General features: G+C 71.3%; 18 protein-coding genes. 7 read left to right on the top strand and 11 right to left on the bottom strand.

Annotation, left to right across the window (positions count from 1 at the left end; all coding sequences use genetic code 11):
* Positions 1–17: 17 nt before the first annotated feature.
* Entirely contained in the window at positions 18–1,838 is a 1,821-nt protein-coding gene (locus ABEB28_RS23390) for an acetolactate synthase large subunit (protein WP_345730420.1), read from the bottom strand.
* Positions 1,839–2,097: 259 nt separating this feature from the next.
* Positions 2,098–3,852: a dihydroxy-acid dehydratase gene (ilvD, locus tag ABEB28_RS23385; protein ID WP_345730324.1), complete on the bottom strand. Its 1,755-nt coding sequence runs from the start codon at positions 3,850–3,852 to the stop codon at positions 2,098–2,100.
* Positions 3,853–4,188: 336 nt separating this feature from the next.
* On the opposite strand from ilvD, the gene ABEB28_RS23380 reads away from it, so the two are divergent.
* The 3 genes from ABEB28_RS23380 (at position 4,189) to ABEB28_RS23370 (ending at position 7,707) form a co-directional block, all read left to right on the top strand.
* A complete protein-coding gene (locus ABEB28_RS23380; protein ID WP_345730323.1) occupies positions 4,189–4,587 on the top strand; it encodes a PH domain-containing protein in 399 nt (132 codons plus the stop codon).
* An 88-nt stretch (positions 4,588–4,675) separates the two neighbouring features.
* Positions 4,676–5,833, top strand: a complete 1,158-nt coding sequence (locus ABEB28_RS23375; protein WP_345730322.1) for a PQQ-dependent sugar dehydrogenase — start codon at positions 4,676–4,678, stop codon at positions 5,831–5,833.
* 50 nt (positions 5,834–5,883) lie between these two features.
* Positions 5,884–7,707: a metallophosphoesterase family protein gene (locus ABEB28_RS23370; protein ID WP_345730321.1), complete on the top strand. Its 1,824-nt coding sequence runs from the start codon at positions 5,884–5,886 to the stop codon at positions 7,705–7,707.
* On the opposite strand, the gene ABEB28_RS23365 is transcribed toward ABEB28_RS23370, so the two are convergent.
* From ABEB28_RS23365 to ABEB28_RS23355, 3 genes are all read right to left on the bottom strand, one after another.
* A complete protein-coding gene (locus tag ABEB28_RS23365) occupies positions 7,704–8,483 on the bottom strand; it encodes a hypothetical protein (RefSeq protein WP_345730320.1) in 780 nt (259 codons plus the stop codon). The two genes, ABEB28_RS23370 and ABEB28_RS23365, sit on opposite strands and share 4 nt — an antisense overlap.
* On the bottom strand, positions 8,473–9,000 hold the full coding sequence (locus ABEB28_RS23360) for an RNA polymerase sigma factor (RefSeq protein ID WP_345730319.1): 528 nt from the start codon (positions 8,998–9,000) through the stop codon (positions 8,473–8,475). The genes ABEB28_RS23365 and ABEB28_RS23360 overlap by 11 nt, the downstream gene beginning before the upstream one ends.
* Positions 9,001–9,162: 162 nt before the next feature.
* Positions 9,163–9,447 (bottom strand): winged helix-turn-helix transcriptional regulator, encoded by a 285-nt coding sequence (locus tag ABEB28_RS23355; RefSeq protein ID WP_345730419.1) that lies wholly within the window; start codon positions 9,445–9,447, stop codon positions 9,163–9,165.
* Positions 9,448–9,609: 162 nt separating this feature from the next.
* Between ABEB28_RS23355 and ABEB28_RS23350 the strand changes: the two genes are divergently transcribed.
* Complete coding sequence (locus ABEB28_RS23350) at positions 9,610–10,158, top strand: carboxymuconolactone decarboxylase family protein (RefSeq protein ID WP_345730318.1); 549 nt, start codon at positions 9,610–9,612, stop codon at positions 10,156–10,158.
* Positions 10,159–10,222: 64 nt separating this feature from the next.
* Positions 10,223–11,278, top strand: coding sequence for an aminotransferase class V-fold PLP-dependent enzyme (locus ABEB28_RS23345; RefSeq protein WP_345730317.1), 1,056 nt, complete (start codon positions 10,223–10,225; stop codon positions 11,276–11,278).
* Between the two features lie 135 nt (positions 11,279–11,413).
* Here the strand turns inward: ABEB28_RS23345 and gatB are convergent, their stop codons facing one another.
* The 4 genes from gatB to ABEB28_RS23325 all read right to left on the bottom strand — a co-directional run bounded on the left by gatB (position 11,414) and on the right by ABEB28_RS23325 (position 15,523).
* Positions 11,414–12,910, bottom strand: coding sequence for an Asp-tRNA(Asn)/Glu-tRNA(Gln) amidotransferase subunit GatB (gene gatB / locus ABEB28_RS23340; protein ID WP_345730316.1), 1,497 nt, complete (start codon positions 12,908–12,910; stop codon positions 11,414–11,416).
* The gene (gene gatA / locus ABEB28_RS23335; protein ID WP_345730315.1) at positions 12,907–14,424 is read right to left on the bottom strand and encodes an Asp-tRNA(Asn)/Glu-tRNA(Gln) amidotransferase subunit GatA; all 1,518 of its coding nucleotides are present in this window, start codon (positions 14,422–14,424) and stop codon (positions 12,907–12,909) included. The genes gatB and gatA overlap by 4 nt, the downstream gene beginning before the upstream one ends.
* 2 nt (positions 14,425–14,426) lie before the next feature.
* Positions 14,427–14,726 carry an Asp-tRNA(Asn)/Glu-tRNA(Gln) amidotransferase subunit GatC gene (gene gatC, locus ABEB28_RS23330; RefSeq protein WP_345730314.1) on the bottom strand — a complete coding sequence of 100 codons (300 nt, stop codon included), beginning with the start codon at positions 14,724–14,726 and terminating at the stop codon, positions 14,427–14,429.
* Between the two features lie 131 nt (positions 14,727–14,857).
* Positions 14,858–15,523, bottom strand: coding sequence for an SDR family oxidoreductase (locus tag ABEB28_RS23325; RefSeq protein WP_345730313.1), 666 nt, complete (start codon positions 15,521–15,523; stop codon positions 14,858–14,860).
* 75 nt (positions 15,524–15,598) lie between these two features.
* Here ABEB28_RS23325 and arfB point away from each other — a divergent pair, with 75 nt between their 5' ends.
* Both arfB and ABEB28_RS23315 read left to right on the top strand, forming a co-directional pair.
* On the top strand, positions 15,599–16,033 hold the full coding sequence (gene arfB, locus ABEB28_RS23320) for an alternative ribosome rescue aminoacyl-tRNA hydrolase ArfB (protein ID WP_345730312.1): 435 nt from the start codon (positions 15,599–15,601) through the stop codon (positions 16,031–16,033).
* Positions 16,034–16,616: 583 nt separating this feature from the next.
* Positions 16,617–18,401, top strand: a complete 1,785-nt coding sequence (locus ABEB28_RS23315) for an ABC transporter ATP-binding protein (protein WP_345730311.1) — start codon at positions 16,617–16,619, stop codon at positions 18,399–18,401.
* On the opposite strand, the gene ABEB28_RS23310 is transcribed toward ABEB28_RS23315, so the two are convergent.
* Positions 18,347–18,964, bottom strand: a complete 618-nt coding sequence (locus ABEB28_RS23310) for a hypothetical protein (RefSeq protein ID WP_345730310.1) — start codon at positions 18,962–18,964, stop codon at positions 18,347–18,349. The two genes, ABEB28_RS23315 and ABEB28_RS23310, sit on opposite strands and share 55 nt — an antisense overlap.
* Positions 18,965–19,034: 70 nt before the next feature.
* Positions 19,035–21,272, bottom strand: coding sequence for an NAD-dependent DNA ligase LigA (gene ligA, locus ABEB28_RS23305; RefSeq protein ID WP_345730309.1), 2,238 nt, complete (start codon positions 21,270–21,272; stop codon positions 19,035–19,037).
* Positions 21,273–21,274 lie beyond the last annotated feature (2 nt).

Below are 21,274 nucleotides of genomic sequence, written 5' to 3'. Positions count from 1 at the left end.
GTGTTTGTCCGGTCCCCTCAGACCTGGTCCTCGCCCCACACGGGGCGGACGTCACGGGCGGCCATGATGTCGTCGTTGCTGGTACCGGCCGCGACCATCGGCCAGACCATCGCGTCCTTGCCGACCACGAAGTCGATGACGACCGGCTGGTCGTTGATCTCCATCGCCTTCTCGATCGTCGCGTCGACGTCGCCGGCCGTTTCGCAGCGCAGCCCGACGCAGCCCAGCGCGTCGGCCAGCTTCACGAAGTCGGGCACCCGCTGCTTGTGGGTCTTCAGGTCGGTGTTCGAGTAGCGCTGGTCGTAGAACAGCGTCTGCCACTGCCGCACCATGCCCAGGTTGCCGTTGTTGATGACGGCGACCTTGATCGGGATGCCCTCCAGGGCGCAGGTGGCCAGTTCCTGATTGGTCATCTGGAAGCAGCCGTCGCCGTCGATCGCCCACACGGTGGTGTCGGGCTTACCGACCTTGGCGCCCATCGCGGCCGGGACGGCGTAGCCCATCGTCCCGGCGCCGCCGGAGTTCAGCCAGGTGTACGGGTTCTCGTACGAGATGAACTGGCTGGCCCACATCTGGTGCTGGCCCACGCCCGCGGCGAAGATCGTCTCCGGTCCGGAGATCTTCCCCAGCCGCTCGATGACGTACTGGGGTGCCAGCGTGCCATCGGGGCTCTCGTCGTAACCCAGCGGATAGGTTTCGCGGGTCTTGTTCAGCTGCGCCCACCAGGGGTCCAGGTCACCGCGGTGGCCGGCCTGGTGCTCGGCCTGCAGCGCCACGACCAGCTCGGCGATGACCTCGCGGGCGTCGCCGACGATCGGCACGTCGGCGGTGCGGTTCTTGCTGATCTCGGCCGGGTCGATGTCGGCGTGGACGATCGTCGCGTGCGGCGCGAAGCTGTCCAGGTTGCCGGTGACGCGGTCGTCGAAGCGCGCGCCCAGCGCGACGATCAGGTCGGCCTTCTGCAGCGACGTGACCGCGGCGACCGAGCCGTGCATGCCGGGCATGCCCAGGTGCTGCGGGTGGCTGTCGGGGAACGCGCCGCGCGCCATCAGCGTGGTGACGACCGGCGCGCCGGACAGCTCGGCCAGCACCTTCAGCTCGCCGGACGCCCGCGCCTTCAGCACGCCGCCGCCGACGTAGAGCACCGGGCGCTTGGCGGTGGTCAGCAGGCGGGCGGCTTCCCGGACCTGCTTGCCGTGCGGGTGCACGGTCGGGCGGTAGCCGGGCAGGCTCAGCTGCGGCGGCCAGGAGAACCGGGTCTGCGCCTGCAGGATGTCCTTCGGCAGGTCGACCAGGACCGGGCCGGGGCGGCCGGTACCCGCCAGGTGGAACGCCTCGGCGATGACCTGCGGGATCTCCTCGGCGTGCTTGACCAGGAAGTTGTGCTTGGTGATCGGCAGCGTGATGCCGCAGATGTCAGCTTCCTGGAACGCGTCCGTGCCGATGGCCGCGCTGGGCACCTGGCCGGTGATCGCGACGATCGGCACCGAGTCCATGTAGGCGTCGGCGATCGGCGTGACGAGGTTCGTCGCGCCCGGTCCGGACGTCGCCATGCAGACGCCGACCTTGCCGGTGGCCTGCGCGTAACCCTCGGCGGCGTGCCCGGCCCCCTGCTCGTGCCGGACCAGGATGTGCCGGACGCCGGGGGCGTCGTACAGCGGGTCGTAGGCGGGAAGAATGGCGCCGCCCGGGATGCCGAAGACCACCTCGGCGCCGACCGCCTCCAGGGAGCGGACGAGCGACTGGGCACCCGTGACCGATTCGTGGGCCGGCGGGGTGGCTGGTGCGTTCATGGCATGGCCTCTTCGTGTAGCGGTGCGCTGCGGAGCTGTCTTCAAGTTCTCGGGCAACAAAAAACCCCTCGTGCCGGTGGCACGGGGGGTGAGCGCGTCGACGAGGTGCTGGGTCGACGCGCTAGCTGAGTACGAGAATCAGGGTGGATCGCACGTTGGCCACGCTATGCCGTGTTCCACGGCGCGTCAAACCCATCCCACTCTGTGGTCTCACGGGTCGCGCGGCGCCGCCCGCCTGCGGTGACGAACAGCATCTGGACGCTACGCCGCGGGGCGTAGCGTCCAGATGCTGTCGAAGCCGGTGTCAGCCGCAGACGGCGCCGGTGGCGGCGGAGCCGACGAGCTTGGCGTACTTCGCGAGCACGCCGGTCTCGTACGCCGGCGGCAGCGGCTTCCACTCCGACCGACGCCGCTCCAGCTCGCGCTCGTCGACCAGCAGGTCGAGCGTCTGGGCGTTGAGGTCGAGCCGGATCCGGTCGCCCTCGTGCACCAGCGCGATCGGGCCGCCGTGCGCGGCCTCTGGCGCGACGTGCCCGATGCACGGTCCGGTGGTGCCGCCGGAGAACCGCCCGTCGGTGAGCAGCAGGACGTCCTTGCCGAGACCGGCGCCCTTGATCGCCCCGGTCACCGCGAGCATCTCGCGCATGCCCGGCCCACCCTTCGGGCCCTCGTTACGGATCACGATCACGTCACCCTTCTTCAGGGTGTTGTGGGTGACCGCGTCCATCGCGGCCTGCTCGCCCTCGAAGACGCGAGCGGTGCCCTCGAAGACCTCGTACTCGATGCCGGCCGACTTGAGCACCGCACCGTCGGGCGCCAGCGAGCCCCGCAGGACCGTGATGCCGCCGACCGGGTGGATCGGGTTGCTCATCGCGTGGATGATCTTGCCGTCCGGGTCCGGCGGCGCGATGTCGGCGAGGTTCTCGGCCAGCGTCTTACCGGTCACGGTGAGGCAGTCGCCGTGCAGGAGGCCGGCGTCGAGCAGCGCCTTCATCACGACCGGGACGCCGCCGATCTCGTCGACGTCGGTCATCACGTACTGCCCGAACGGCTTCACGTCGGCCAGGTGCGGGGTGCGCTGACCGATCCGGTTGAAGTCCTCCAGCGTGATGTCGACCTTCGCCTCGTGCGCGATCGCCATCAGGTGCAGCACCGCGTTGGTCGAGCCGCCGAGCGCCTGGACCAGCGTGATCGCGTTCTCGAACGCCTCGCGGGTCATGATCTGGCGAGCGGTGATGCCGTTCTTGATCAGGTTGATCACGGCCTCGCCCGACTTCACGGCGTAGGTGTCGCGACGACGGTCCGGCGCGGGCGGCGCCGCCGAGCCCGGCAGCGACATCCCGAGCGCCTCCGCGGCGCTGGCCATCGTGTTCGCCGTGTACATGCCGCCACAGGCACCCTCGCCGGGACAGATCGCCCGCTCGACCCGGTCGACCTCCTCACGGCTGATGAGCCCGCGAGCGCACGCGCCGACGGCCTCGAACGCGTCGATGACGGTGACCGTACGGCCGTCGATCTTGCCCGGCAGCGTGGAACCGGCGTAGAGGAACACCGACGCCAGGTCGAGGCGGGCCGCGGCCATGAGCATGCCGGGCAGGGACTTGTCGCAGCCGGCCAGCAGGACGCTGCCGTCCAGCCGCTCGGCCTGCATGACGACCTCGACGGAGTCGGCGATGACCTCGCGGCTGACCAGCGAGTAGTGCATGCCGACGTGGCCCATCGAGATGCCGTCGGACACCGAGATCGTGCCGAACTCCATCGGGAAGCCACCGGCGGCGCGCACGCCCTCCTTGGAGGCCTTCGCCAGCCGGTCCAGCGAGAGGTTGCACGGAGTGATCTCGTTCCACGACGAGGCGACGCCGATCTGCGGCTTGGCGAAGTCCTCGTCCTTCATGCCGACCGCGCGGAGCATGCCGCGCGCGGCGGCCTTCTCCAGGCCGTCGGTCACATCGGTGCTGCGTGGCTTGAGCGAATTCTTTTCGACCGGCGCCTGCTGAGGTCGCTCGCCCTCAGGTGAGGCCGGGGGTTGAAAAGAGTTCGAAGGGTGTTCCTGGGTCATTCGGTTTCCTCGGCAGGGCCTTCCGGGGAAGGCGCGGATGAGCGGACGGCCGGCGCGGGCCGACCGACCGCCGGCGGGGGAGCGTCCGTGGGCCGGGGCCGCGGTGGCGGCGGAGGGCACCGGATGGGTGCCGTCGGGACGACGACCCGGACAGGCGGGCGGGCGCGGTGTTCAGAGCCTACGCCGCCGCCCTTCGCACTGCGGCAATGCCGATCGTCTCCGGGCGCCCGTGCCGCCTCGGGGCCCGCGGGCGCTCCGAGGCCGACGGGGCTGGTGGGAGCGTCGGGACGCGGAGCGGACTGCGCCCCAACACCGGGAACCTGCGAGAATGGAGGCGTGACCACGCAGACCCCGACCCGACCGATCCGCGTCCGGTTCCGGCAGAGCTTCGCCACGATCGCCGCGGTCTTCCTGACGGCGGTCGGCGCGTTCACGATCGCCGGACAGGCGTGGATCTACGCCCCGGTCATGCTGATCCCGATCGCGGCGCTCTGGTGGGCGCTCCGTACCGGGGTCGACGTCGACGCCGACCACCTCACGATCCGGCGTCCGTTCGGCCACCGCACCCTGCGCTGGGACGAGATCGAGGGGTTCATCTCCGCACGCGGACGTGTATCGGTACAGCTGACCGAGGCCGCCGGTGCCGGCGTCCTGCGGCTACCCGCCGTTACTCCGGCGACGCTCCCCCGGCTGATCGCTTCGGTCTCCCCCGCCAAGCCCACTCCGGACGCCTGACCGCGCGCCGCCGTCGGCCGCTTCCGCACAGGCGTTCGTAGCCGAGGCGTGACCGACGGCAGTGGAGGTCCCCGGTTAGGCTCGTGCCATGTCCGGGCCCATACGGCGACGCCGTGCGTTGGTTCTGCTGGCGACGTCCCTCGTCCTCGCGCTGACCGGATGCTCGCTCGGCGCGCCGGACGAGACCGAGAGCGGCGAGTCACCCAACCTGCCGACCCCCAGCGCGTCCCCGACGGCACCCGGCGGCTCCGCCGAGGACGACGGGGTCGGCGTCCAGGTGCTGGCGAAGAACCTGCAGGTGCCGTGGGGCGTGGCATTCCTCCCCGACGGTAACGCGGTAGTCACCGAGCGGGATACCCGACGCATCCTCCGGGTCACCCCCGGCGGCCGGGTGACCCCCATCCAGACGATCAACGACGCCTACTCCGGCGGTGAAGGCGGCCTGCTCGGCATCTCGGTCTCGCCGAAGTACGAGACCGACAAGACCGTCTTCATCTACTACACGACCCGGAGCGACAACCGGATCGCGTCGCTGCGGCTGGGCGAGGAGCCGCAGCCGATCGTGACCGGGATTCCGGTCTCCGGCATCCACAACGGAGGACGGCTCGCGTTCGGCCCGGACGGCTACCTCTACGCAGGCACCGGCGACGCCTCGGAGCGAGGCCTATCGCAGGACCTGAAGAGCCTGGGCGGCAAGATCCTGCGGATGACGACGGCCGGTAAGGCCGCGCCGGGCAACCCGTACCCGAACTCGCTGGTCTGGTCGCGCGGTCACCGGAACGTCCAGGGTCTGGCGTGGGACTCGAAGAAGCGGCTGTGGGCGACCGAGTTCGGCCAGAACGAGTGGGACGAGGTCAACCTCATCACCAAGGGCGGCAACTACGGCTGGCCCACGGTGGAGGGCAAGGGCAACGACCGCCGCTTCACCAACCCGGTGCTGACCTGGACGACGGACGAGGCGTCGCCGAGCGGCGCGGTGATCGTGGGGTCGAACCTGCTGGTCGCCGCGTTGAAGGGCAAGCGGCTGTGGGTCGTGACGCTCGATCCGGAGAACGGCACCGTGGTGGGTGATCCGCGCGCGACGCTGCAGAACCGGTACGGGCGGCTGCGCACGGTCGTGTCGGCGCCGGACGGATCGGTGTGGGTGGCGACGTCGAACCGCGACGGGCGCGGTGACCCCACCGTGGACGACGACCGCATCCTGCGGATCATTCCGCCGGGGTCCAGCGGCGTGGACGTGATCTGACACTCCGTGCAGGGTTAGCCGACGGGCAACTTCGGTAATGAGAATGCTTCGTGGGTTCTGACTCGATTCCGACGACCGGCGACGACCGCGACGAGGCCCCCGGGAAGCATCCCGGGGGCGCGAAGCCGTCGGACGCGGCGACGCCTCCCGAGCCCCCCGACGGTGCCGCCACCCGGGACGGCGAGCCGACGCGGGATGGCGGGACGGCGCGGGAGGGCGGGACGGCGCCGGCCGGAGAAACCGCCCGCGGGACGGCGTCCGCTGCGGATGACGGGGAAACCGACGCACCGACGCACGGCAGGAGCCGACTGAGCCGACTGAGCGGACCGCGCTGGCTGCGCACGAGCGCAGCGATCTTCCTGATCGCGCTGATCGGCGCAACGCTCGGGCTGCAGCTCGGTGGCCGTGCCGAGGTGGAGATCGGGCCGTTCCAGATGCAGCTGGCGGCGCAGCCGTCGCTGACCGGCGGCTCCCAGCTCCGGATCCCGCCGCTCGGCGCGATCTCGGTGGACAGCCACCGCGGACCGATCCGGCTGGTCGCCCGGGTCGACGGGCTGAACGAGTCGGAGACCAGGCAACTGATCGCCGACCCCGCGCGGATCGAGGAGGCCACCGACCTGACCACCGACGACATCCGGTCGGCGGTGACGACGCTCGCGCTGCGCTCGGTCGGGGCCGGGGTGCTGGGTGCGTTGCTGCTCGGTGCGGTGGCGTTCCGGAGCGTCCGGAAGACGCTGATCACCGGCGGGGTCGCGCTGGTGCTGCTCGGGGGCAGCGGTGGCCTGGCGGCCGCGACCGTCAACCCCAGCAGCCTGAGTCAGCCTCGCTACGAAGGGCTGCTGACCAACGTCCCGGCGCTGATCGGTGACGCCCGATCGATCTACGACAACTACGGCCAGTACCAGGGTCAGCTGGTCCAGATCCTGACCAACATGAGCAAGGTCTACGAGGCGGTCTCGACGCTGCCGACCTACCAGCCGGACCCGAACACGATCCGGATGATGCACGTCAGCGACCTGCACAACAATCCCACCGCCTGGAGCGTGATCGGGACGATCGGCAGTCAGTTCCAGGTCAACGCGGTGCTCGACACCGGCGACCTCACCGACTGGGGCAGTGCCGCCGAGGCGAACCTGTACGCGCAGAACGTCGCCGCGCTGAAGGTGCCGTACGTGTTCATCCGCGGCAACCACGACTCCGCCGAAGTGGCGACGGCGGTGGCCGCCAACCCGAACGCCGTGGTCCTCGACGACCAGGTGCGGACCGTCGCCGGGCTGGTCGTGGCGGGCGTCGGCAGCAGCCGGTTCACACCCGACAAGTCCACCGGCGACGACGACGCGGGCAAGGACGTCGAGGCGGAGGCCGGTGAGGCACTCTCGGACACGGTGCTGCGGTACAACCGGGAGAACGAGAAGTCCGTGGACATCATGATGGTCCACGAGCCGGCCGCGGCCGAGCCGCTGAAGGAGCGTGGGCCGCTGATCCTCGCCGGGCACACGCACCAGCGGAAGGTCGAGGCGCTCGACAAGGACACCCGGCTGATGATCGAGGGGTCCACCGGCGCGGCGGGGCTGCGGGGTTTCGAGGGCGACACGCCGAAGTCGTTCCAGATGACCGTGCTCTACTTCGCCCAGGACGGCGCGCTCAAGGCGTACGACGAGATCACGGTCAGCGGCGCCGGGCAGTCGCAGGTGGAGCTGCGCCGGGTGATCATCGGCGAGAGGAACGCAGGGCCGACGGAGCCGTCGGCGACGGTGACCGCGACGCCGAGCGGCACGGTCACCGTGACCCCATCGACGCCGCCGAACACCGCACCGGTGCTCCCGTCGCCGTCCCCGACGACGCCGACGGGTTCACCGACCCCGACGCCCTAGTCCTGGACCCTGACCATGTCTCCGTCCCGGTAACGCCACGTCCAGACGCGTCCCGGGTCTTGATCGTTCGTGATACTGATCAGGCCGTCGTCGGCGATCCTCACGTCAATCGGAACGGCCGAGTTCTCGGGATACCGCGAGAAGGCATGGATACCGGCGATCGCGGTGAACTCGTCCGGCCCTCCGCTCAGCACGAACAGTTGCTCGAGGGGCGGCGCGAGCGACTTCTTCACGTTCGGATCGCAGTTCGTCTCGGAATCCGGCACACACGGGGTGGGGAATGCCGTCATCGCGCACGACAGCGTGACCAGGTACTCGGGGGTGCCGTCCTGGTTGAGGTCGGCGCTGAGCATCGGGCCGTCGGTGACGACGTAGGCGAATTTGCGACCTTCGTAGGTCACGGCCGCCTTTCCGTCCTGGAACGTCACGACCGGCCCTCGGCAGCTCGCGTCCGCCTTCGTGCCGAGGTCCACGCGCGCGGAGCGGACCGACTGCTTCCAGGCGTCGTCGTCCTGGCTCGGGTTCGGGTTCGTGGTCGTGGACTCCGACGACGACGCGGTCGCCGGAACCAGCTGGTCCGTCTGCTGGCCGGGTCCGATCACGAGCGCGCTCGCCCCGGCCAGCGCGAGCACCGCCGCGGCGACGCTGACGACCGCTGTGCGCCGCCGCTGCCGGCGGACCGCGGCGCGGACGGTGGCGCCGCCCGGCCCCGTCATGGTCGGCGCGGTGGACGCGCGGAACGACGCCATTCGAGCGCCGAGCTGATCAGTGTTCACGAAGGACCCTCTCTCGGTCGGTGTGGGCGATCTCGTCAGGTCCGAGGTGGGTCGCCAACCGGCCGCGGGCGCGGTGGAGCCAGGACTTGACGGTGCCGACCGGAACGCCTTCGCGGTCGGCGATCTCCTCGATGGGGAGGTCACCCAGGTAATGCAGGACGATGGCCCGACGCTGGGTCGGCGGCAGCGTGGCGAGGGCCGCGACCAGGTCCAGCCACGCGGCGTCCGGACCCGGTATCGGCTCCGCTCGCTGCTGACGCCGGTGAGCGAACGCGACGCGGACCCGCCGCCAGCGGCTGATCGCCAGCCGGTAGGCCACCGTGCGCACCCAGGCGACCGGGTCGCCGTAGCCGGACACCCGCGACCAGCGACGCCAGGCGCGGGCGAACGCTTCCTGGGTGATGTCCTCGGCCTCGGCCCGATCTCCGAGGTAGGCCGCGATCTGGGTACCGATGCCCGCGAAGTGTCGGGCGTAGAACTCGTCGAACTCGCGCTCCGCGCTACTAGGGGCCGTCACACCAGTTCCCTTGGTTGGTTGTTGACGAACACTTGTCACGCGGCGGCCGCGGCGAGGGTTGCGGTGACCGAAATCTTTCTGGCTGACGCCAAGTGGACGCTACGGGGGCGCGCGTAGCGTCCACTTGGAGTCGCGTGCTCCGGGGGCCACGTGCTCCCGGGGTCAGTGCGGTGGACCGGCGAGCGCCTCGGCCCACGTGTCGGCGTAGTCGCGGAGTGGGCCGAGCGCGGTCATCAGCTGCGCCCCGAGGGGCGTCAGGCGGTTGACGCCGGCGTCGTCGGTGGCGACCAACCCCGCCGTCCGGAGTTCGCCGAGTCGGGTGGCGAGCACGGTCGGGCTCATCCGGTCGCACGCCGCCTGGAGCGCCCGGAAGCCGAGCGGCTCGTCCCGCAGCTCCCAGAGCACTCGCAAGGTCCAGCGTCGACCGAGCAGGTCGAGCAACGCCATGACCGGCCGTCCGGTCGCCGAGCCGCGAACCCGGGTGCCGGGAAGTGGGGTGCCGGGAAGTGGGGTGCCGGGAAGTGGGGTGCCGGGAAGTGGGGTGCGCTCAGTCACCCCGCCATGCTACTAATTCCATAGCGCTACTGAATTCGTATCGGAAGGATGCTCATGACGCTCGCGCCGATGGAACCGCCGTACCCGCCGGAGGTCGCCCGCTTTTTGGAGAAGTGGATGCCGCCGGGCTTCGATGCACCGCCGCTGGCGCTGTTCCGCCTGCTCGCCGTACACGAGGACCTCTGCGATCGGGTCCGGCCGATGGCATCCGGGCTGCTCAACCACGGCCTCTTACCGGCGGCCGACCGGGAACTGCTCATCGCACGCGTGACCGCCCGCCTGGACGCGGAGTACGAGTGGGGCATCCACGCGGTGGTACAGGCGCCGATCGCCGGGCTCTCCGCGGCGGTGCTGCGCGCCAGCGTGCACGGCGGTCCGGACGACTTCCCGGATCCGGTGCAGGGGCTGCTGGTCCGGGCCGCGGACGAGCTGCTCGACGACGGCCGCCTGAGCGCGACCGTGCTCGACGAGTTGGCGGCCGTCCGGAGCTCCGCCCAGATCATCGAGATCGTGCTGCTCTGCGGCTGGTACCGGACGCTCGCGACGCTGATCCGCTCGGCGGATCTGCCGCCCGAGGAGTGGGCGGCCCGCTTCCCGTCGTAACCAGGCCACTTCCGGCGCCGATGGCCCGGTTCGCCCACCGTTACGCCCGCTAGCGTCAGATGTCGTGACTACCAGCGTTCTCCGCCTCGACACCGTCCGGGACCAGTTCACACCGGACCCCGGCTTCTTCAATACGGCCAGCCTCGGCGCTCCACCCCGCGCGACCGTCGACGCCGTCCGCGCCGCGGTCGACGCGTGGTCCTACGGGCGCGCCACCGCCGGTGACTTCGACGTCTCGGTGGTAGGGGCCCGGGAGGCCTTCGCCCGGATCGCTGGGGTACCGGCCTCGTCGGTCGCGGCGGGTGCGACGGTGTCACCGCTCGTCGGCCTGATCGCGGCGGCCGTGCCGGACGGCGCCGAGGTGCTGGTCGCCGACGACGACTTCACGTCGCTGCTGTTCCCGTTCGCGGCGCAGGCCGGCCGCGGGGTCACGCTGCGGTCGGTGCCGCTGGCGTCGCTGCCGGGCGAGGTCCGGGAGAGCACGGCGCTGGTCGCGGTGAGCGCGGTGCAGTCAGCCGACGGCGCGCTGCTCGACCTCGCCGCGCTCCGAACGGCGGTCGAGGCGACGGGTGCCCAACTGTTGCTCGACACCACCCAGGCGACCGGGTGGCTGCCGCTGGATCTCACCTGGGTCGACTATGCCGTCTGCGGTGCGTACAAGTGGCTGCTGTCGCCGCGCGGCAGTTCATTCCTGGTCGTCCGCCCGGACCGGCTCGACTCGCTCGTCCCGCACGCCGCCAACTGGTACGCCGGGGCGGACATCTGGGCGTCGATCTACGGGCTGCCGCTCCGGCTGGCGTCGGACGCTCGCCGGTTCGACACGTCACCGGCCTGGTTCTCCTGGGTCGGGACGGCGACGTCGCTGTCGTTGCTGGCCGACCTGGACGCCGACGAGGTGCACGCGCACGACGTCGCGCTGGCGAACCGGCTGCGCGCCGGGCTCGGGTTGCCGCCGGGCGCGTCGGCGATCGTGTCCGCGCCGGTCGACGCGGCCGGTCAGGAGCGGCTTCGTGCCGCCGGCATCCGGACCGCGATCCGCGCCGGCGCGGTGCGCTTCTCGTGCCACCTCTACACGACCGAGGCCGACGTCGACCTCGCGCTCAACGCCCTGGCCGGCTAGCCGGAGCCGCGCCACCGCCGCGAGCCGTGCACAGTCTTCTCCCCCATAGGGGACGCAACCGTGCGCGGCTCCGCGATCCGGCCCGAGAAACGCAGCGGCCCCCGCCAGGAGCGGGGGCCGCTGAACGGAGCAGGGTCAGGAAGCGCCCAAGCGCTCGAGAATCAGCTCGCGAACGGTCTTGGCGTCGGCCTGGCCCTTGGTCGCCTTCATTACGGCGCCGACGAGAGCACCGGCCGCCGCGACCTTGCCGCTGCGCACCTTCTCCGCGACGTCCGGGTTGGCGGCGATCGCCTCGTCCACCGCGGCACCGAGCGCCCCGGTGTCGCTCACGACCTCCAGCCCGCGCGCCGCGACGACCTCCTCCGGCGATCCCTCACCGGCCAGGACGCCGTCCAGCACCTGCCGCGCCAGCTTGTCGTTGATGCGTCCGGCGTCCACCAGAGCCTGAACGCCCGCCACCTGCACGGGCGTGATCGCCAAGGCGTCGAGCTCGGTGCCGGTCTCGTTCGCCCGGCGGGCGAGCTCGCCCATCCACCACTTGCGGGCGGACTCCGGCGACGCACCGGCGGCGATCGTGGCCTCGATCAGCTCGACGGCGCCCGCGTTCACCACCGACGCCCAGTCGTGGTCGGACACGCCCCAGGCTTGCTGAATTCGCTTCCGACGCTCCGCCGGGGGCTCCGGCAACGTCTTGCGCAGCTCCTCCACCCACGCCGGGTCCGGCGCGATCGGCACCAGGTCGGGCTCGGGGAAGTACCGGTAGTCGGTCGCCTCCTCCTTGCTGCGGCCCGGCGTCGACTCCCCGGTGTCCTCGTGGAAGTGGCGCGTCTCCTGGGTGACCTTGCGCCCGGCGTCGAGCACACCGGCCTGGCGGATCATCTCCGAGCGCACCGCCCGCTCCACCGAGCGCAGCGAGTTGACGTTCTTCGTCTCGGTCCGGGTGCCCCAGGGTTCCCCGTGCCGGTTCAACGACGTGTTCACGTCGCAGCGCATCGAGCCCTGCTCCATGCGGACGTCGGACACGTCCAGGCCGCGGATGACGTCGCGCAGCGCGGTGACGTACGCGCGGGCCACCTCCGGGGCGCGGGCGCCGGTGCCGGTGACCGGCTTGGTGACGATCTCGACCAGCGGAATCCCGGCCCGGTTGTAGTCGACGAGCGAGTGGGTGGCCCCGTGGATCCGACCGGTGGAGCCGCCGACGTGCAGCGTCTTACCGGTGTCCTCCTCCATGTGGACCCGCTCGATCTCCACCCGGACGGTCTCGCCGTCGACGTCCACGTCGAGGTAGCCGTTGACGCAGATCGGCTCGTCGTACTGACTGATCTGGTAGTTCTTCGGCATGTCCGGGTAGAAGTAGTTCTTCCGCGCGAACCGGCACCAGCTCGCGATCGAACAGTTGAGCGCGAGTCCGATCCGGATCGTCGCCTCGACCGCGGCGCCGTTGACGACGGGCAGCGAGCCGGGCAGTCCGAGGCAGACCGGGCAGACCTGGGTGTTCGGCTCGGCGCCGAACGTCGTGGCGCAGCTGCACCACATCTTCGTGTTGGTGCCGAGCTCGACGTGCGTCTCCAGCCCGATCACCGGCTCGTAACGCGTGACGACGTCCTCGAACCCCACAGCGGTGACCGTCACTTCGTCCCCTCCAGAACGGGCGCGCGGTCGGCGAGCGGACCGCCCAGCGCCGCCTCGATCGCGGCCGCGACCCGGTAGCAGCGGTCGTCGGCCAACGCCGGAGCCATGATCTGCAGACCCACCGGCAGGTCGTTACCGCCGCCCGGAGCGGGGGCCAGGCCCGCCGGCACCGAGATCGCCGGTAGCCCGGCCAGCGGCGCGGGCAGCGTGCACAGGTCGGACGCGTACATCGCCATCGGGTCGTCCACCCGCTCGCCCAGCTTGAACGCCACGGTCGGCGTCGTCGGGCTGACCAGTACGTCGCAGGTCTCGAAGGCGGCGGCGAAGTCCCGGCTGATCAGCGTCCGGACCTTCTGCGCCTGCCCGTAGTACGCGTCGTAGTAGCCGGAGCTCAGGGCGTACGTCCCGATCATGATGCGCCGCTTGACCTCGGGCCCGAACCCGGCTTCCCGGGTCAGCGACATGACCTCTTCCAGACCGCGGACGCCGTCGTCGCCGACCCGCAGGCCGTACCGGACCGCGTCGAACCGCGCCAGGTTGGACGACGCCTCGCTGGGGGCGATCAGGTAGTAGGCCGCCAGCGCGTACCCGAAGTGCGGGCAGGAGACCTCGACGACCTTCGCGCCCATCTCCTCGAGCTTCGCGTATGCCGCCCGGCAGGCCGCCTCGACGCCCGGCTCGTAGCCCTCGCCACCCAGTTCCTTGACCACGCCGACGGTCAGCCCGGCCAGGTCACCGTGCGCACCCTCGCGGGCCGCCGCGACGACCGGCGGCACCGGCACGTCCAAGCTGGTGGAGTCCATCGGGTCGTGCCCGGCGATGACCTCGTGCAGCAGCGCGGTGTCGAGCACCGTGCGGCCGAACGGACCGGCCTGGTCGAGTGAGGACGAGAACGCGATCAGCCCGTACCGCGACACCCCGCCGTACGTGGGCTTGTGGCCGACGATGCCGGTCACCGCAGCGGGCTGGCGGATCGAGCCACCGGTGTCGGTGCCGATACCGATCGGCGCCTCGAACGCGGCCACCGCAGCGCTGGAGCCGCCGGAAGACCCACCCGGCGTGCGGGTCAGGTCCCACGGGTTGCGGCTCGCGCCGTACGCGGAGTTCTCGGTGGACGAGCCCATCGCGAACTCGTCCATGTTGGCCTTGCCGAGGATGACGATTCCGGCCTCGCGCATCTTGCGCGTGATCGTCGCGTCGTACGGCGGAACCCAGCCCTCGAGGATCTTCGATCCCGAGGTCGTCTGCAGGCCGCGGGTGACGACCACGTCCTTCAATGCCAGGGGTACGCCTGCCAGCGGCGAAAGCTGCTCACCGTTCGCGCGGTGCTCGTCCACCGCCTGGGCGCAATCCAGCGCACCGTCGGAGTCCACGACCAGGAACGCGCGGACGTCGTCGTCGACGGCGCGAATCCGGTCGAGGTGGGCGCGGGTGACTTCGACCGCGGAGACGTCGCCGGACGCGATCTTCGCGGCGGTCTCGGCGGCGGTCAGACGGGTCAGGTCGTCGGGCATCCTCACTCCTCCTCGGTCAGGATGCGCGGGACCCGGAAGCGGCCGTCCTCGGCCGCGGGGGCGGCGAGCAGCACCATCTCCCGGTCGATGGAAGGCCGGATTTCGTCGGCCCGGAGCACGTTCGTGAGCGGCACCGCGTGGCTGGTCGGCGGGATGTCGTCAGCGGCGACCTCGCCGACGCGGGCGACCGCGCCGAGGATGATGTCGAGCTGACCCGCGAACATGTCCAACTCGTCGTCGGTGACCGCGAGCCGGGCGAGCCGGGCGAGGTGCGCTACCTCCTCGCGGGAGATGGCGGGCATGCGAATGCTTCCCCTCGATTGAGCAATACTCGCTGCATCCTACGGCGCGGGGCCGGACGTCCCGCACCGCATAACCCGGCCGCGCGCGCCGGGCTCCCGTGCGGCGACGCCGCGTGGACCGAGCCCGGTGGTCAGTCGCGGTCGCCGGCGGCGTCGGTGAGCGCCGGAACGATCGGCACCGTGCCGGAGACCAGTTCCAACGTCAGTCCGGCGGTGAACGGGCGACGCAGGGCCGCCAGCAGCACCTCGGCGACGTCGTCGCGGGAGACGCTGCCGCGCTCAACCTCGACGTCGAGCGCGACCCGTCCGGTGCCCTGCTCGTCGGTGAGTGCCCCGGGCCGAATGATCGTCCAGGCCAGATCCCGGGCGCGCAGGTCGTCGTCGGCCGCCTTCTTCGCCCGCAGGTAGGCGGCGAAGACCGGGTCGGTGCCCTCCGGCGGTTCCTTGTCGGCGCCGATCGACGACACCATCAGATAGCGATCGACACCGGCTGCTTCGGCCGCGTCGGCGAGCAGCGCGGCGGCCCCGCGGTCGACGGAGTCCTTCCGGGTCGCGCCGCTACCCGGCCCCGCACCGGCTGCGAACACGACCGCGTCGGCGCCCCGCACCACGGCGGCGACCTCGTCCACCGAGGCGTTCTCCAGGTCGAGGACGACGGCCTCGGCACCGGCTGCCTCGACGTCGGCCACGTGGGCGGGATTCCGGACCAGCCCGACCGGCTGATCACCATCCGCGCTCAACAGCCGCGCCAGCCGCAGTGCGATCTTCCCGTGTCCCCCGGCGATGACTACGCGCATATCTCCAACCTAGCTCGCCGGGTGCTCGACAGGCCGCGCACGAATACCGCTGGGCAGGGGTGGAATGCTGGAGGCGTGCCTGGCCCGCTGCGCGTTCGAGGCTCGGTCGTCGTTCCGGAGGCCGAGCTCTACTGGCGTTTCTCCCGGTCGAGCGGTCCCGGCGGGCAGTCGGTCAACACCGCCGACTCCCGGGTCGAGCTCTCCTGGGACCTGGAGAGCAGCTCCGCGCTCAGTCCGGTGCTCAAGGACCGGGCCCGGGAGCGGCTGGCCGGGCGCCTCGTCGACGGCGTGGTCACGGTCGCCGCCTCGGAGCACCGCTCGCAGTACCGGAACCGCCTGGCTGCGGAGGAACGGCTCGCCGCGCTGCTGGCCGAGGCGATCGCGCCGCCGCCGCGTCCCCGGCGTCCCACCCGGCCGAGCCGCGGTTCGGTCGAGCGCCGCCTGAGCGAGAAAGCCCGGCGCTCGCAGACCAAGCGACTCCGGGGCGACTCCGGTCGCGCCGAGGACTGAGCAGTGTCGCTGGAGCAGCCGCCGTGTGCGCGGTAAGAAACAATTAGGGACCTGCACTCGACGCCATTCCGGCGGCGCCTAATTGATGCTCATCCGACGAACAGCGGATACCGATGATCGCGATCCTATTGTTTCTCCAGTCGCCCGGAAAGAGCGACGCTGGATACACGATCAAGGAGTCCGACATGGCTTTCTCCCACCTTCCGGTTCCGCAGCCGAAGAAGCGCAAGCCCACCGCGAAGCCGACGAAGAAGACCCGCAAGCCGGCTGCCGCGCCGACCGCGCGCTGAGCATCCCGTCGATCCGCAACAATCCGCGAAAGGACCGCCCCACCATGAGTTTTCGTCAGCTCCCCACGACCGCCAAGCCGTCCTCCACTCCGCCCGCGCAGCGGAAGACCAAGCGTCGTACCGCGGCGCAGACCACGACGAAGCGTCCGTGCAACTGACGTGACGAACCAGGGCGGCGGAATTCGATGACGCCGCATTCGGAGTAGCCGGGCCAGCGCCGGCGCCGATGGCCAGATCCGCCGTCGGCGCCGGCGCGCTCGGCGTCCACGCAATTGTTCGAGAAAGCCGCACCCATGACATCCACCGGCACCGACGCATCGCCGGAGAAGACGCTGACCCTGTTCCGCCGCTTCTGGCCGCTGATGCGCCCGGATCGGTGGCGACTGGTCGGTGCGGTGCTCCTGCTCCTGGTCGCCACCGCGTGCGAGCTCGCCGGCGTGTGGGTGTTCGGCCGAATCACCGACGACGTCCTGACCACGGGTGTGCTCGGAGCGCTGGTGCCGCTCGCGGTGTTCTGGCTCGGCGCCGCGGCGCTGGGTGGGCTCGCGCACTTCGTCGGGGACTGGCTGTCGGCGGCGGCCGCCGAGCGGTTCGTGGCCCGGCTCCGGAACCACACGTTCGGGCACGTCGTCCGGCTCTCCCCCGGCACCGTCGACCGGATGGAGCACGGCGACCTCGTCGCCCGGCTGACCGACGACGTCGAAGAGGTCGAGGAAATCGTCGGATCGGGGCCGGTGCAGGCGGTCTCCGCCGCGTTGAGCGTGCTCGCGTTCGCGGTGGCCGCCCTGATCCTGCGCTGGGAGCTCGCGCTGCTGACGTTCGCGGCCGCGCCGCTGCTGTGGTTCGCCGCGCGTCGGTTCTCCCGGCGGATCGGTGCGGTCGCCCAGGACGAGCGGGAGACCAACGGCGAGGTGGTCGCGGTGGTCGAGGAGAGCGTCTCGGCGGTTGCACTGGTGCAGGCCTACAACCGGGAAGAGCTGGTCAGCGGGCGAGCCGCGGCGGCCGGTGGACGATGGGCGCGGCTCCGGATCGCGCAGGCGCGGACGAGCGGCGCGTACGGACCGCTGGTGAGCGTCGTCGAGACGGTGTGTGTGCTGGCGATCGTCGGGGTGGGCGCCTGGGAGATCGGCGCGGGGCGGCTCAGCCTCGGCGGGTTGCTGACCTTCGCGGGCTTCGTCAGTTACCTCTACCCGCCCGTCCAGAGCCTGGGGCAGCTGGCGTTGGGCCTCGCCGCAGCGCGCGCCGCCGGTGCGAGGATCACCGAACTGCTGGACACCGCCCCCGAAGTGACCAACCGCCCGGGGGCGCTCCGGCCCGACGTCGTCCGCGGGGAGCTGGAGCTGCGGAGCGTCGGGTACCGCTACCCCGGCGCCGGACGCCCGGCCCTGGAGGACCTGTCGGTGCGGGTACCAGCCGGGCGAACCGTCGTCGTGGTCGGCGCGAGCGGCGCCGGGAAGTCGACGCTCACCCGGCTGCTGCTGCGCTTCGTCGACCCGGAGTCCGGGCAGCTCCTGCTGGACGGCGTCGATCTGCGGGACTACTCGCTCGACGCGCTCCGGAATTACGTCACGTTGCTGCCGCAGGAGACGACGATCCTGCACGGCACGGTCCGCGAGAACATCGCATTCGGACGCCCGGACGCGACCGACGCGGACATCGTCGCGGCGGCGACCGCCGCCGATGCCGACCTGTTCATCCGCGCGCTCTCGGACGGGTACGACACCGTGCTGGGGGATCGCGGCCGTTTCCTCTCCGGCGGTCAGCGGCAGCGGATCGCGATCGCGCGCGCATTACTCCGGAACTCGCCGGTGCTGGTGCTCGACGAGCCGACCACCGGATTGGACACCGACGCGGTGCGCCGGCTGCTCGGCCCGCTGCGTCGCCTGATGGCCGGACGAACGACGGTGCTGATCACGCACGACCTACGGCTGGCGACCGAGGCGGACCACGTCGTCGTGCTCGCCGGCGGCCAGGTCGCCGAGCAGGGTGCGCCCGCCGACCTGCACCGCACCGACAACGGGCACTACCGCGCGCTCCTGCACCGCTGGTCCGTTGCGGTCGCCGCACCGTCGCGCTGACGCTCGGCCCGGCGGGACGGGTGACGGCGCAGGGCGCGGATCGTGAGCGCCGTCGCTGCCGCCGCGGCGGCGACGCTCCACAGCGCCACGGCGCCGCTGTCGGTCGCCGGGAGCAGCACGAGAAGCCCCACCGCGACCAGGACGCGAAACACGACGACCGGCGCCCACAGGGCACGTGACGAGAGACCGAGAACGTCAGCGATGGCGCCCGGCACGAACGCCAGCGCCACCGTTGCCGCGAACAGGCCGGCCCCGAACGGCCACACCGCGGCGCCACCGGCCAACCCCGTTACCGCCGCGACGACCAGCACGCCGCGCTGCCGACGCCGGCCCGCGCGGAGCAGCGCTCCCTCGAGCCCGACACCGAGCACACAACAGGCCAGAACCCACCCGATCGGCCGGTGCGCGGCCCCGGAACCGACCTCGGCCCCAACGCCACTGCCCACCACAGCGACCACCACCGGCACCAGCCCCAGCACGACCGCGGCGGCCGCACCCGCGACCACCAGCGGCCGTCCCCCGAGACCGGCGGATCCCCGCAGCTCCACTCCACCAAGCGCCATGCCTGAACCCTGCCGGGTGACGCGCCCGGGCACAGTCAGGCGGTACACCGGATGGAGGGTAGAGCTAGCCCTACCCTCCCGCCGCGTCGGCTGGGGCCGCCTCCGCGTTCGGGTCACCGATCGAGGCGACCTCGCGGGCCGCGTCTGGCCCGTCGGCGAGCAGCACCTTGAACCCGGCCTCGTCCAGAACCGGCACCTTGAGCTGCACTGCCTTGTCGTACTTGGACCCGGGCGACTCCCCCACGACCACGAACCCGGTCTTCTTGGAGACCGAGCCCGACACCTTGCCTCCGCGGTTCTGGATCTCCTCCTTGGCCGAGTCGCGGCTGAAATCCTCCAGCGAGCCGGTGACCACGATCGACACGCCCTCGAGCGGCCGCGGACCCTCGTCGCTCGCTTCCTCCTCCAACCGAACCCCGGCGGCCCGCCACTTCTCGACGATCGCGCGGTGCCAGTCGACCTCGAACCACTCGTGCACCGCGGTGGCGATCGTCGGCCCGACGCCCTCCGCGGTGACCAGCTCCTCCGCGCTCGCCTCGGCGATGCGGTCGATCGAGCGGAACGACCGGGCCAGGGCCTGCGCCGCGGTCGGGCCCACGTGCCGGATCGACAGCGCCACCAGGACCCGCCAGAGCGGACGCTCCTTGGCCGCGGCCAGCTCGACGAAGAGCCGCTCGGTGTTCTTCGTCGGCACCGAGGGCTGCTTGGGCGTGCCCTTGGTGTAGAAGAACGGTACGAGCTCCTCGTCGCCGGTCTTCTTGTTCACCCGCTTGATCGCTACCTCGGCGAGGTCTTCCGGGGCGAGCGCGAACAGGTCGCCCTCGTCGGTGAGCGGGGCTTTCGCCGGCGCGTCCGGCCGGGTCAGCGCGATCGCCGCCTCGTACCCGAGCGCCTCGACGTCGAGGGCCGAGCGGCTCGCCAGGAAGAAGATCCGCTCCCGCAGCTGCGCCGGGCAGGTCCGCGAGTTCGGGCAGCGGATGTCGACGTCGCCCTCCTTGGCCGGGCGCAGCTCGGTGCCGCACTCCGGACAGTGCGTGGGCATCACGAACTCGCGCTCGGCGCCGTCGCGGAGGTCGACCACCGGCCCGACGATCTCCGGGATCACGTCGCCGGCCTTGCGCAGCACGACCGTGTCGCCGATCAGCACGCCTTTCCGGCGCACTTCGTTGGCGTTGTGCAGCGTCGCCATCTCCACCGTGGAGCCGGACACGAGCACCGGCTCCATCACACCGTAGGGAGTGACCCGGCCGGTGCGTCCGACGTTGACGCGGATGTCGAGGAGCTTCGTGTTGACCTCCTCCGGCGGGTACTTGAACGCGATCGCCCACCGCGGTGCCCGGGACGTCGAGCCCAGCCGCCGCTGGGCGCCCACCTCGTCGACCTTCACGACGACGCCGTCGATCTCGTGCTCGACCGAGTGCCTGTGCTCGCCGAAGTTCGCGATGTAGGCGCGCACCTCGTCCAGCGTGTCGAGCACTGTGTAGTGCGAGGACACCGGCAGGCCCCACGCCTTCAGCCGGTCGTAGGCCTCGGACTGCCGGGTGAGGGCGAAGCCCTGGCGGGCACCGATGCCGTGCACCAGCATCCGCAGCGGCCGGGACGCGGTGACCCGCGGGTCCTTCTGCCGCAGCGAACCGGCGGCGGCGTTGCGCGGGTTGGCGAACGGCGCCTTGCCCGCCTCCACCAGGCTCGCGTTGAGGTCACCGAACGCCTCGACCGGGAAGAACACCTCGCCCCGGACCTCGACCAGAGCCGGAACGTCGTGGCCACCGTCGTCGGAGAGCACCGTCGGTACGTCGGCGATCGTGCGGACGTTGAGCGTGACGTCCTCGCCGGTCACGCCGTTGCCGCGGGTGAGTGCCCTGGTCAGCCGGCCGTTCTCGTAGAGCAGGTTGATCGCGAGCCCGTCGATCTTCAGCTCGCACAGATAGTGGATCTCGGTCCCGACCTCGCGGTGCACCCGCTCGGCCCACTCGGTGAGCTCCTCCTCGCTGAACGCGTTGTCGAGGCTGAGCATCCGCTCCAGGTGGTCGACCGCGGTGAAGTCGGTGGAGAACGTGCCGCCGACCCGCTGCGTCGGCGACTCGGGCGTCCGGAGGTCGGGGTGCGCCTCCTCGATCGCCTCCAACTCGCGCAACATCCGGTCGTAGTCGGCGTCGGACACCGTCGGCGCATCGGAGACGTAGTACGCGAACTGGTGGCCCAGGATCTCCTCGGCCAGCACGTCGTGCTGCTTCCTTACCTCGGGTGGGGCCGGGTCGACCGTCACGTCCTCCGACGTCGGGTTCGGAACGTCTGTCTCGTCCACGC

The sequence above is a fragment of the Cryptosporangium minutisporangium genome (assembly GCF_039536245.1).
GTDB classification, from domain to species: domain Bacteria; phylum Actinomycetota; class Actinomycetes; order Mycobacteriales; family Cryptosporangiaceae; genus Cryptosporangium; species Cryptosporangium minutisporangium.
Note: the sequence above shows the minus strand (reverse complement) of the source record. Positions and strands in the feature narration are given on the sequence as shown.

Bases quoted from the DNA above. Each gene is read 5' to 3' on its own strand.
- ilvD (WP_345730324.1), bottom strand. From the start codon at position 3,852: ATGACCCAGGAACACCCTTCGAACTCTTTTCAACCCCCGGCCTCACCT.
- ABEB28_RS23375 (WP_345730322.1), top strand. From the start codon at position 4,676: ATGTCCGGGCCCATACGGCGACGCCGTGCGTTGGTTCTGCTGGCGACG.
- ABEB28_RS23355 (WP_345730419.1), bottom strand. From the start codon at position 9,447: ATGGCGTTGCTCGACCTGCTCGGTCGACGCTGGACCTTGCGAGTGCTC.
- ABEB28_RS23350 (WP_345730318.1), top strand. From the start codon at position 9,610: ATGACGCTCGCGCCGATGGAACCGCCGTACCCGCCGGAGGTCGCCCGC.
- gatA (WP_345730315.1), bottom strand. From the start codon at position 14,424: ATGCCCGACGACCTGACCCGTCTGACCGCCGCCGAGACCGCCGCGAAG.
- gatC (WP_345730314.1), bottom strand. From the start codon at position 14,726: ATGCCCGCCATCTCCCGCGAGGAGGTAGCGCACCTCGCCCGGCTCGCC.
- ABEB28_RS23325 (WP_345730313.1), bottom strand. From the start codon at position 15,523: ATGCGCGTAGTCATCGCCGGGGGACACGGGAAGATCGCACTGCGGCTG.
- ABEB28_RS23315 (WP_345730311.1), top strand. From the start codon at position 16,617: ATGACATCCACCGGCACCGACGCATCGCCGGAGAAGACGCTGACCCTG.
- ABEB28_RS23310 (WP_345730310.1), bottom strand. From the start codon at position 18,964: ATGGCGCTTGGTGGAGTGGAGCTGCGGGGATCCGCCGGTCTCGGGGGA.